At 35.9% G+C, this 11,921-nt stretch carries 12 protein-coding genes, 1 tRNA gene and 1 pseudogene; 10 read left to right on the top strand and 4 right to left on the bottom strand.

Translation table 11 applies throughout. The features are described 5' to 3' along the window. Nucleotides 1-183: 183 nt before the first annotated feature. From Q0K80_RS08620 to Q0K80_RS08605, 4 genes are read left to right on the top strand one after another with little or no spacing between them, the layout of a single operon-like run. Entirely contained in the window at nt 184-1,194 is a 1,011-nt protein-coding gene (locus tag Q0K80_RS08620; RefSeq protein WP_294605452.1) for a mannose/fructose/sorbose PTS transporter subunit IIA, read from the top strand. Nucleotides 1,195-1,211: 17 nt separating this feature from the next. Further along, the gene (locus Q0K80_RS08615; protein WP_110445630.1) at nt 1,212-2,021 is read left to right on the top strand and encodes a PTS mannose/fructose/sorbose transporter subunit IIC; all 810 of its coding nucleotides are present in this window, start codon (nt 1,212-1,214) and stop codon (nt 2,019-2,021) included. Between the two features lie 27 nt (nt 2,022-2,048). Beyond that, on the top strand, nt 2,049-2,963 hold the full coding sequence (locus Q0K80_RS08610) for a PTS system mannose/fructose/sorbose family transporter subunit IID (protein ID WP_294605449.1): 915 nt from the start codon (nt 2,049-2,051) through the stop codon (nt 2,961-2,963). A gap of 6 nt (nt 2,964-2,969) precedes the next feature. After that, on the top strand, nt 2,970-3,332 hold the full coding sequence (locus Q0K80_RS08605; RefSeq protein ID WP_294605447.1) for a DUF956 family protein: 363 nt from the start codon (nt 2,970-2,972) through the stop codon (nt 3,330-3,332). 41 nt (nt 3,333-3,373) lie between these two features. On the opposite strand, the gene Q0K80_RS08600 is transcribed toward Q0K80_RS08605, so the two are convergent. Further along, nucleotides 3,374-4,063, bottom strand: coding sequence for a phenylalanine--tRNA ligase beta subunit-related protein (locus tag Q0K80_RS08600; protein ID WP_294605444.1), 690 nt, complete (start codon nt 4,061-4,063; stop codon nt 3,374-3,376). 135 nt (nt 4,064-4,198) lie between these two features. After that, entirely contained in the window at nt 4,199-5,569 is a 1,371-nt protein-coding gene (locus Q0K80_RS08595; protein WP_294605442.1) for an amino acid permease, read from the bottom strand. 186 nt (nt 5,570-5,755) lie between these two features. On the opposite strand from Q0K80_RS08595, the gene Q0K80_RS08590 reads away from it, so the two are divergent. Next, complete coding sequence (locus tag Q0K80_RS08590; protein WP_294605440.1) at nt 5,756-6,304, top strand: GNAT family protein; 549 nt, start codon at nt 5,756-5,758, stop codon at nt 6,302-6,304. Between the two features lie 37 nt (nt 6,305-6,341). Here Q0K80_RS08590 and galE read toward each other — a convergent pair whose 3' ends face one another. After that, a complete protein-coding gene (gene galE / locus Q0K80_RS08585; protein ID WP_294605438.1) occupies nt 6,342-7,334 on the bottom strand; it encodes a UDP-glucose 4-epimerase GalE in 993 nt (330 codons plus the stop codon). 142 nt (nt 7,335-7,476) lie between these two features. Between galE and Q0K80_RS08580 the strand changes: the two genes are divergently transcribed. From Q0K80_RS08580 to Q0K80_RS08565, 4 genes and pseudogenes are all read left to right on the top strand, one after another. Continuing rightward, complete coding sequence (locus Q0K80_RS08580) at nt 7,477-8,235, top strand: NADPH-dependent oxidoreductase (protein ID WP_294605436.1); 759 nt, start codon at nt 7,477-7,479, stop codon at nt 8,233-8,235. A 67-nt stretch (nt 8,236-8,302) separates the two neighbouring features. Beyond that, nucleotides 8,303-8,375, top strand: a tRNA-Thr gene (locus Q0K80_RS08575). A 255-nt stretch (nt 8,376-8,630) separates the two neighbouring features. Then, nucleotides 8,631-8,801 (top strand): annotated as a pseudogene (locus tag Q0K80_RS08570) (type II toxin-antitoxin system RelE/ParE family toxin); the annotation flags it as partial. A gap of 65 nt (nt 8,802-8,866) precedes the next feature. Next, a complete protein-coding gene (locus tag Q0K80_RS08565; protein WP_294605434.1) occupies nt 8,867-9,160 on the top strand; it encodes a HigA family addiction module antitoxin in 294 nt (97 codons plus the stop codon). A 108-nt stretch (nt 9,161-9,268) separates the two neighbouring features. Here the strand turns inward: Q0K80_RS08565 and Q0K80_RS08560 are convergent, their stop codons facing one another. Then, on the bottom strand, nt 9,269-10,240 hold the full coding sequence (locus tag Q0K80_RS08560; RefSeq protein ID WP_294605432.1) for a helix-turn-helix domain-containing protein: 972 nt from the start codon (nt 10,238-10,240) through the stop codon (nt 9,269-9,271). Between the two features lie 244 nt (nt 10,241-10,484). On the opposite strand from Q0K80_RS08560, the gene rhaB reads away from it, so the two are divergent. After that, a partial coding sequence (rhaB, locus tag Q0K80_RS08555) for a rhamnulokinase (RefSeq protein ID WP_294605430.1) occupies nt 10,485-11,921 on the top strand: 1,437 nt, incomplete at its 3' end.

Genomic DNA, 11,921 nt, shown 5'->3' with positions numbered 1-11,921 from the left:
AGTCTGACAGCCGGAGCGAAGAGAGAAGAGGACCAAGAGGTCCTCTTTTTTGTGTACATTTATGCTTAAGTGACGATGGCTATTATATTAGAAATAGGTGAGCTAATTTTTAAAGAATGTGACATTAAACCTTTTTAACGATAAAATAATATTGGATATGTTTTATCTAAAGGAGGAAATCTCATGGTAGGAATTATTTTAGCCAGCCATGGTGGTTTTGCTGACGGTATTGCGGAATCTGCGCAAATGCTGTTTGGCGAACAAGATAATTTTACTCATGTCATTTTGAAACCTGATGAAGGTCCAGATGATATTAGAGGCAAAATGGAAACGGCAATTGCTTCATTTGAAAATCAAGATGAAGTTTTGCTGATAGTTGATTTGTGGGGAGGTACGCCATTTAATCAAGCTAATGCCCTGCTTGAAAAGCATCCTAATTGGGCTATTGTTACTGGTATGAACTTACCAATGGTTGTTGAAGCACTAACGCAGAGAATGACCAATCCCGATGCTGCTGCTCATCAGATTGCAAGTGCCATTATTCGGCCGGCAAAGGACGGTATTAAAACCAAGCCAGTTGACTTAATGCCGCAGGAATCAGCAGCAGCTCAAAAACAGTCCCAACCTGCTAATTCAGCTAATAAGAAAACTATTCCTGAAGGTACAGTTGTTGGTGATGGTCACATTAAGTTTGTCTTAGCGCGAATTGATTCACGGCTTTTGCATGGTCAGGTAGCTACAGGCTGGATCCCGACTATGCACCCAGACCGTGTAATTGTAGTTTCCGATAGTGTGGCTCAAGACGAAATGCGTAAAAGCATGATTCGTGAAGCTGCTCCTGCAGGTGTTAAAGCACATACTGTTCCGTTGAAGAAAATGGTGGAGATTGCTAAAGATCCCCGTTTTGGTAATACACATGCCTTACTGCTTTTTGAAAATCCGGAAGATGTTTTGAAAATAATCAAAGCAGGTGTTGACATTAAGACTGTTAATGTCGGTTCAATGTCTTACAAAGTCGGAGACGTCAACGCAAACAACGTATTGTCTATGAATCAAGAAGATGTTGATACTTTCCACGAACTTGAAAAAATGGGAGTCAAGTACGATGTGCGTAAAGTTCCAACAGATAAAGAAGGCAATATGGAAGCTATTTTAAATAAAGCTCAAAGTTTGCTTGACGAACAGAACAAGTAGGAGAATAGGAGTAAAAAATGAACGCTATTCAAATGATTTTAGTTGTCATAGTTGCCTTTCTTGCAGGTATGGAAGGCATCTTAGACCAATGGGAATTTCACCAACCATTGGTTGCTTGTACATTAATTGGTCTTGTAACTGGTAATCTGGTTTTAGGTGTTATCCTAGGTGGATATTTACAAATGATTGCCTTAGGCTGGGCTAACATTGGTGCTGCTGTTGCTCCTGATGCCGCCTTGGCTTCAGTAGCTTCCGCTATCATTTTGGTTCAAAGTGGTCAAGGAACAAAAGGTATTGGTATGGCTACTGGTATTGCCATGCCCCTAGCCGTTGCCGGACTGTTTTTGACTATGATCGTACGGACAATTTCTACTGGTATTGTCCACATTATGGATGCCGATGCTAAAAGGGGCGATTGGCGTAAAATTAATATGTGGCAATGGCTTGATGTTTGTCTGCAGGGATTAAGAATCGCTATTCCGGCTGCATTGCTGTTAGCTATTCCTGCTTCACAAGTTAGATACTGGCTGGGCTTAATGCCAGCATGGCTAAGCGACGGTATGTCAATTGGTGGTGCTATGGTCGTTGCTGTTGGTTATGCAATGGTTATCAACATGATGGCCAGTCGTGAAGTTTGGCCATTCTTTGCCATCGGATTTGCTCTGGCAGCAATAAAAGATTTAACTTTGATTGCTTTAGGTGCAATTGGCTTAGCTTTAGCACTGATGTACTTATCTTTAGAGTCAAAAGGTGGCAATGGCGGTAGCTCAAATTCTGATAATGACGGTACCGGCGATCCACTCGGCGATATCATAGATGACTATTAGAGTGATATTTAAGAGGAGGATTTTATAATGGCTGATAAAAAAATAAAATTAACTAAAGCCGACCGCTTCAAAGTTATGTGGCACTCACAATTTTTGCAAGCTTCATGGAACTATGAAAGAATGCAGAACGGTGGTTATGCATATTCGCTTATTCCTGCTTTAAGAAAACTTTATCCTAAAAAGGAAGACATGGCAGCTGCTTTGCAAAGACACCTGGTATTCTTCAACGTTCACCCTTATCTAGTATCACCAATTTTAGGTGTTACTTTAGCTTTAGAGGAAGACAAGGCTAATGGTGCTAAAGTTGAAGATGAAGCTATTCAAGGTGTTAAGGTCGGAATGATGGGACCTTTGGCTGGCGTTGGTGACCCTGTATTCTGGTACACGGTAAGACCAATTGTTGGTGCCTTAGGTGCTTCAATGGCTATTCAGGGTAACGTTTTAGGACCAATTTTGTTCTTCGTTATTTGGAATGTAATTAGGTTGGCTTTCATGTGGTATACACAGGAATTTGGTTACAAGGCCGGTTCTGCGATTACCAATGATATGTCTGGTGGTCTTTTACAAAAAGTAACTCGTGGCGCCTCCATGATGGGTATGTTTGTTTTAGGCTCCTTAATTGAACGCTGGGTTAACATTAAGTTCACTCCGATTGTCTCAAAGACACCTGTTCAAAAAGGTGGCTATATTGATTGGGGATCACTTCCTGCTGGTGCCAAAGGAATTCAGCAAGCTTTAATAGATCAAGCTAACGGCTTATCACTGACTAAGTTTAAAGTAACTACTTTACAAAACAACTTGGATAGCTTAATTCCGGGATTAGCCGGTCTGCTACTTACTTTCCTTTGTATGTGGCTATTAAAGAAGAAAGTTTCACCAATTTTGATCATTATTGCCATCTTTATTGTCGGTGTTGTTTTACACGTTTTACATGTGCTTTAATCTAAAATGGTTGAATCAAAAAATACTAAAGTTGATTTAACAGCAAATGCAACTTGGTTTCGTGCGTTATCAACATACGGTAAAGTAATGGTTGGAGATAAGGCGTTTGAATTCTATAATGATCGCAATGTCTCTGATTATGTCCAAATTCCGTGGCAAGAAGTTACCTACGTGGTAGCGGATGTTTATTTTCATGGACGCTATATACCTCGTTTTGAAATTCGCACTCGTGCAAATGGTAAGTTTATTTTTACTACGCGAGATAATAAGAAAACTTTACGTGCTATTCGTCAATATGTTCCTGCTGAACATATGCGACAAGCGCTGGGATTATGGCAAAAAATCAAAAGAAGAATAAGACATAATTAAAAAAGTTCCTAGACAAAAGCAATTGTCTAGGAATTTTTTTGTTAATTACCGGTTTTAATACTTATGTCTCCCACAACACCTAATTCTACAGCAATTTTCTGTTTCAAAGCTTGAATTGCTTTGTCAGCTCTTTCCTTTTGATTATCAGTTACTGCTTCCATGATTAATATTGCATAGGTAGTATCTTCTGTCAGCATCGTCCTCTTGTCATCGCGCCAATTAAGTGACCGACATACAGCACCCTTTTGATCATAATATATTACTTCACCTGCTCTAGGCGGATCACTTTTTTCGGCTCCTAAAGGATAAAAATCTTCATTTCCAGTTGCTACACCGAGGTGCATTTGACCGGCAATTTGATCAAGATCTTCACCACCACATGGAACGGCGTACTCTAAAGAGACACTATTATAAATATCCACTAAAGGATTAATGGGATTAAAAGTTTTATCTTGAGAGACTCTTTTTAAGAGGGCCTCAATTGAAGAACGAGCACCCTTTTTCTTTTTAAATTTCGTAAGGACCTCACGCCATTCGGCAATAACAATGTTGTCTTTAAAATCTTTAGCCGTTAAATACTGTTTTGCTTCTTCTTCAGCTTGATTGAGCATAGTTTGATAGTTGTCTGAAATGTCAGGAATATGATTATTAATGCCATTAACAATTAATGTGTAAATTTTTGCCTGGGGAAAAATTGACCAAAAAGTATTATCAACAATTAGTTCTTGCATGAGTTACCTCCCAAAATAAAAGCACCTAGCAAACTCTACTAAGATCTAAAGAGTTTGCTAAGTGCTGTCGCCCGGTGGCGATATTTCTTAATTTTCTAAAATTTTAATATAAAAGATTTTCAAATGCAAGTATAATCATGTCGTCTTTTCTTTATGCCAAATTTTAGACACGGTTGACAAAACTATGAAGGTTAACAGGGCTGAAATCATTGCTATTCTGTTTGCAGGTAAAATTAATAATAAAATTATCATTAAAATAAAAAAGATGAAGGTAATGTAATCTAAAAAAGGAAATCCTGGCATTTTGAAATCAGTTAGTTCTTGTTCAGATGTCTTTTTTCGGTAGACTATATGAGTTAAAAGCATCAGACACCAGATAATTAAAAACATACTGGTAGAGGTAGAGGAAATAAAATTAAAGGCCTCATTGCCAATAATAATAATAACAAATGGTGCTAAGGCCATTAAGCAGGCTGATAGAGTTAAAGCATTTTGTGGTAATTGTCTTCTTAGGTGACCAAATGTCTGATTCCATTTGCCTTTGCCGTTAAAGGTGACAGAAAATAGCAACCGGCCAGCACTATAAAGAATACTATTAGTTGAAGAAACAGCTGCAGAAATGACAACAAAGTTGATAATTGAACCAGCATTGCGAATACCGGTTGCCGCTAAAGTCTGCACAAACGGACTGGAATTTGTAGCCACTTTATCCCAGGGAATAACGACTAGGATAGCGATAATAGCGAGAACATAAAATAGTATTATCCTCATTGGTACTTCGTTAATGGCCTTTCTAATAGTTACTTTAGGATTTTGGGCTTCGGCAGCAGTCAAACCTACTAATTCAACTCCAACAAAGCTAAAGATAACCATTTGGAAACCGGAGAAAAAGCCAGTACTCCCTTTAGCAAAAAAACCACCGTGAGTGGATAAGTTGGCTAAAGTAACAGGTCCAAAAGTGGTTTTTCCACCAGTTATTAACAAATAGGCTACTAAAATCACAAAGGCAATAACTGTCACAATTTTAATAATGGCAAAACTAAACTCCAAATTACCGAAAAGTCGCGCAGAAAGTAAATTGATAAATAATAAAATTGCGATAGTGATTAATCCCGGCACCCATGTGGGTAAATGGGGAAACCAATATTGGAAGTATATGCCTAAGGCTGTCATTTCTGCCATACCCAAGGTAACCCAACTAATCCAGTAAAGATACCCGGAGATAAAACCAGTATTTTTACCCAAATATTTTTCAATAAAGTCAATATAGGTATGCTTAGATAAATCTGAAACAATTAGCTCACCCAAAGCTCGCATTAGTAGAAATAAGAAAATACCAACGACGACATAAATCAGAATGACACTGGGACCGGCTCGTCTAATGCTATTACCTACACCTAGAAATAAACCAGTCCCAATTGTGCCACCCAGGGCAATCAATTGAATATGCGCGTTAGTCAAGGTTCGTTCGTAACCAGAACCGTTATTTTCCTCTTCTTTGCTCATTAAATCACTCCAAATACTTAAAAATTAGTTACATTATTAAATTATAGCATTATACATAAGCGTATGTTTTTAACCAAACCAAAATTTGGACAAATTGTAAATTTTGTTATGCTAAAAAGGGCTTTATTTAAAGAAAAATTGTAGTATCATATACTTTATTAAAAATAAATTAAGGAGGAAGATTTAATGTTTACCATTGGCCAATTTACTGTTAACAACTTGGATATTAGTTTGGTATTACCGGAAGTCAGTCATGCGGAAGCTTTATATGAAATTATTGTTCATGACCGTGATCAGCTGGCACACTTCTTACCCTGGGCCGGTAAGATTACGAGTGTCAAAGATGAGGTTGATTTTATTAAGGCAATGCGAGTTGACACCGCAAATTATAAGAAACTGGTTCTGGTTGTTCTTGTCAATGGCAAACCAGCTGGAATGGTTGATCTGCACAATATTAAGCTAAAAAATGAAAGCGGCGAAATAGGCTATTGGCTGGGACAAAAATATCAGGGTAACGGAATCATGACCCAGGCCGTTAAAAAGTTAGTAGATGTATCATTTAACCAATTTGGGTTGCACAGCATTAAATTACTGGCAGATCATAATAATAAACCTAGTAGAGCCATTGCGGAAAGACTGCATTTTGAACATGTGACCAGGCTCAAAGATGAAGTCAAGTACCACGGCAAGTTCTGTGATATGGAGTTATATATCACATTTAACCCTAAAAACTAATCAACAAAATTGCTGGTAAGTTTTACCAGCAATTTTGTTATTTATCTGCATATCCTTGAGGATGACTTTGGTGCCATTTCCATGCACTTGTCATCATATCTTCAGCGTTCTCATGTTGCGGCTCCCAGCCTAAAATAGTTCTGGCCTTAGCTGAATCGGCAACTAAACTGTCAGGATCACCTGCACGGCGTGGTCCCATAGTATATGGAATTTCAACATTGGTAACTTTACGAGTCGCTTGTAAGATTTCCAAGTTGGAGTAGCCGTGAGCAGTCCCGAGGTTGAAAACATCAGATTTATTAGTTGTAATTAAGTGCTTTAATGCTAATAGGTGCGCGTCAATTAGATCTTCGATTTGAACGTAATCTCTTACGTTAGTACCATCTTTAGTGTTGTAGTCGTTACCAAAAATAGTAAATTTGCCATCGCCATTGACAGCACTTTTTAGAATGTTGGGGATTAAATGCGTTTCTGGAGAGTGATCTTCTCCGATTGACCCATCACTTGCGGCTCCAGCTACGTTAAAGTAGCGTAATGCAATTGACTTAATACCATCAGCTTTATCTGCCCAGTGCATAATTTTTTCCATTATTACTTTGGTTTCGCCATAAGGGCTGATTGGATTAAGAGGTGAATCTTCAGTAATTGGTAACTTCTTAGGGATGCCATATGTGGCAGCGCTGGAAGAAAAGACCAGATAATTTACACCGGCATCTTTCATTGCTTCCAATAAGGAAATCATGCCGGAAACATTATTATCATAATATTTGAGTGGCTTTTGCACAGATTCTGGTACTAAAGAATAAGCAGCAAAGTGCATGACTGCCTCAATCTTTTCTTTACGCAAAATTTGACTGACTAAAAACTTGTTTTCAATATCTCCTTGGTAAAACTTGGCTTTAGGATTAACTGCCTTTCTGTGTCCTGTATATAAAGCATCCAAAACAACAACATCATTATTTTGTTCGATTAATTTTTTAACAGCTACTGAGCCAATATACCCGGCACCGCCGATAACTAAAACGCGCATAATTTCTCCTCCACTGGATTAGTAATTTTGTATTCCGTCTAAATTTTAGCACATTCTGGCCATTTAAAAGATAATTTATTGACAGTAAAATAAATTTGCAATAGAGTTACTTTTAGTAAGATAGTAAGAAAGAAGTATCAAAATGATTCATAATTCAACCATCAACCATCAAATTAATCATCGCTCTATCCGTAAATTTAAAGATAAAACTTTAAGTGCAGAACAATTAAATACTTTGTACACCGTCTTTCAACATACAGCGACCAGCATGTTTATGCAAAATGCGACAATGCTTCATATTACTGATGAAGGTAAAAGGGCTAAAATCAGGGAATTATGCGGACAAAAATATGTCGGATCAGAGGGAGATTTGTTTATCTTTGTAGTTGATTTATACCGCAACCAACAAATTCGCCGTCAGTTAGGTAAAGATGACGGCCGCGTTCATACCACTGACATTTTCTTTCAGGGACTGGATGACACATTACTTGCTTGGCAAAATGTGGCTAATGCTGTTGAAAGCATGAATTTAGGTTATGTGCCATTAGGAACCATTAACGATCACCCATTAAAAATGTTGGAAGTGTTAGACTTGCCTAAATTAACGTTTCCAGCTTTGGGGATGCAAGTAGGTATTCCTGATCAAGAGCCACAATTAAAGCCGCGCTTGCCACTCGAATTTACGACTTTTGAAAATGATTATCCAAGTGATTTTAAAGTGGCAGATTTGAAAGAATATGATCAAGTAGTCACAACTTACTATGACTTGCGGGATGCTAATAGACGTATTGATTCTTTTACCAAGCAAATAACCGGCGATAAATTAAATGATAAAAGAATCGACCGTGATGAATTGCCCGAATTGTTGCACAAGCAAGGACTTTGTCTAGATTGGAAATAAAATAAAAGTCGTACATTCGATTGCACGACTTTTTTTGTTTTGGTATAATTTAAACGTTGTGAAAGTTGCTGATTTAGCTCAGTTGGTAGAGCGTTTCCCTCGTAAAGAAAAGGTCGCCAGTTCGATTCTGGCAATCAGCATTTATAAATTTTAGATAGCTCAAAACCTTTCAAAAAAGTCCTAATGGGACAGCGCTTGAAAGGTTTTTTATATTGCGTCTGTGTTAAATAGATTTGGATAATTAGGTAAAACTTTAGAATGAACTGAAAACCTTTTGCATATATAAGGTTAGAATAAAAAAGTATTTCTATCTGAAACTTTTTTAATTATTAAATTTTGCTGGTATAACTTGTATGTACATAAAAATCGTGCCTAATTGATAATAGGAAATAAAAATGATATACGATTTTGCAGATAAAGAGACCGAGAAGATATATAATGGGAACTTTTCAAAAAAATTGCCAGAGTCAATACAACGAATAGCTTTACGCAAATTGATGATGATAGATGCAGCTAACAATTTAAATGATTTAAGAGTGCCACCTGCTAATCATCTTGATTTTTTGTTAAAAACAAAATATTTTTACAAATGTAGAATTTGTTAATTATCACTAATTAGGAGTTTAAGAAAGTGACTAAAATTTCGACACCTACAATTGGGGAAATATTAAAGGAAGAATTTATGAAGCCCTTGCAAATTTCCGCATATAAACTAGCAAAATTAATAGGTGTGCCAACTTCAAGAATTCAAAATATATTGCATGATAGAATTGGAATAACAGTCGATGCTTCTATTAGATTAGGAAGAGTATTTGGCGTGAGTGACAAATATTTTTTTAATTTGCAGGAAGATATAGATTTTCGTAATGCTAAGATAAAAAAGGGTAAAAAATACGATCAAATTAAAAAGTATCAATCTGCTTAATCAAGAAGACAATTTTTAATATTTTTTCGTAAAACAGATTTATCAGTATATTAATTGGCTAAAAAGTAAAAGATCATTCATTGAAGTTAAATGAATGATCTTTTTTATTTAAAAATAGCGAATTTCACTAGGAAGGCAGTTAAATTTATTCTTAAACTTTTGGTAGAAGAAAGTTTTGTTTGAAATTCCTACTTTTTGAATAACGTCAGAAATTGACAAATTAGTTGAATTGAGTAGGTTGTATGCATCTAAAAGTCGTTGTTCAGTTAGTGCATCAGAAAATGATTTACCCACAGTTTTCTTAAATAAATTGCCTAAGTAAGAACGACTATAACTGGTCTTTTTTGCAATATAAGATAGAGAAATGTTAGCACTGTTAGTCGATATTTCTTTTAAAATATAAAGAATAATATCAGGAGTATTTTCTTTTAAAATCTTATCAGAATGGATATTAGTATTCCTAGATAACAATATCAAAAACGAATTGAGGTAACTGTCAATTAACTTATCAGAAAAATCTTTGTCAAAGTAATATTCCTCAATTATTAAATTGGCTATTTTGCGAATTGATGATTCAGTATGCTTTTTTCTATAAACCATAAAATCGTGAGAGTTGTCATTGGCCAAGATAAAGCTGGACAAAACATTTTTGGTTTTGCCGATGGTTCTTAAATTTTCTAAAGAGAAACTAATGTTATTTCTGAAAATAATATTTATCAAAATGTCATCTTTACCCAGAGTAGCAATTGAATGGGTAGTGCCGACGCCTAATAATAAAATATCTCCTTCGTTTAAATAAATGGTATGACCATTTACTTTTTCTTTGGCACTTCCTGATACCATATAATTCATTTCCAAGAATGTATGGGTGTGTTTAGGATATGGCGCAAAGCGATTGTGCTTACTAACATATATATTTTTACCTTTAAAAAATTCCTCCGTAAAAATAGGAACGAATTTTTTATCTGAAGCATGTAACAAGGTTTTATCGTTAAAGTCATTAATAAAAAGTTGTTCATTATATTGCTTTTCTTCTACCTGATTTAGCTCTTTTAGTTTGTTTAATAAATCATTGTTCATACTTTTACATCCTCAAAAATAGCTACCTATCATATTGTTATTTAAATCTAACTTCAGAGTAGATAAGTTTATAACAAAATGCAATTAATACTTATGTTATGGTGCTATAAAACTAATAAGTAAATATCTCAAATAAAAATATATCTACCAATATGATACAATACGCAATCTTATATGTCATTGTAAGCGATAACATTTTAACGTATAAATATAACTGTAAGGTTTGAAAGTGAGGTGATTGCAATTGACAAATACTTATGTGGCTGTAGACATTGGTGCTTCAAGTGGTCGTCTGATGTTAAGTCAATTAAAAAATGGCAAAATGGTCTTAACTGAAATGCATCGTTTTAAAAATGGCTTTACCTTAAAAAACGGACATGACCGGTGGAATATCGACCATATTATCAAGGAGATTTTATTAGGCTTGCAAAAAATAAAAAGAGCTGGCTTTAGTAAAGTTTCTTTAGGAATTGATACTTGGGCAGTTGACTATGTTCTGGTAGGAAAAGATGGAAATAAGCTTGATGATCCTATTAGTTATCGTGATAAGAGAACAACAAATGCAATTAAGGAATTAACAGCCAAAGTATCTAGAGAAGAGATTTATCAAAAGACAGGAATCCAATTCCTGGATTTCAATACTCTGTACCAATTGTTTGAGGAAAATAAAGAACTTCTTGCTCAAACGGATAAGATCATGATGATTCCTGATTATATTGGATATGTTCTCACCGGGAAAGCTGTTTTAGAGACAACAAATGCTTCAACTACGCAAATGTTGAGTCTCAGAGAAGGCTTGTTTGATCAGAATCTACTAAAAGAAGTTAATGTGAGACAGGATCAATTTCCTAAATTAGTTGATGCTGGTACCCCGCTTGGTAAACTGAATCGGAAAAATTTTCAGGGTTATGATTTGCCTGATACTGACGTAAGTACAGTCGCAACCCATGATACAGCTTCAGCTGTAGTCGGCACTCCCGGAATAGGACATCATTGGGCATATATTTCTTCAGGTACGTGGTCGCTTCTGGGAACAGAACTCAATGTTCCAAAAAATGGTCCAGATGCATATAAAGAAAATTACACTAATGAATGGGGCGCTTATGGCACCTATAGATTTTTAAAAAATATTATGGGACTGTGGATGGTTCAATGTGTAAAACGTGATTTTAATGACAAATTTTCCTTCAGTGAATTAGCGGAATTAGCAAGCAAAACTAAACCATTTAGTCAATTTATTAATATTAACGATGAACGTTTTGTTAATCCTGATAATATGATCCGAGAAATCCAAGCTTATTGTCATGAAACGAGCCAAAGGGTTCCAAAAACCCCCGGTGAAATAGCCATGGCAATATACTCTAATTTAGCTTTATTTTATGGTTATGAAATTCAAAAGTTGAATCATATCTTAGGGTACCAAATTGATACTTTGAACATTGTTGGTGGTGGTTCAAATGTTGCTTTGATAAATCAGTTGACTAGCACAGTTGCCGGTATAAACGTTTACGCTGGACCAAGTGAAGCTACAGCAATTGGCAATCTAGCAGTTCAAATGATTACTAGAAGCGATGTTGCAAATGTTTCAGCAGCGCGGCAAATTATTAAAGATTCATTTGCAATTAAGCATTTTAAACCTGAACAGGGTAAGTATTTAGGAATTCTTGATGACTACATTAAC

Origin of the sequence: uncultured Lactobacillus sp. (assembly GCF_945290125.1) — a bacterium.
GTDB classification, from domain to species: Bacteria; Bacillota; Bacilli; order Lactobacillales; family Lactobacillaceae; genus Lactobacillus; species Lactobacillus rizhaonensis.
This window is presented reverse-complemented; position numbering and strand designations above follow the sequence as displayed.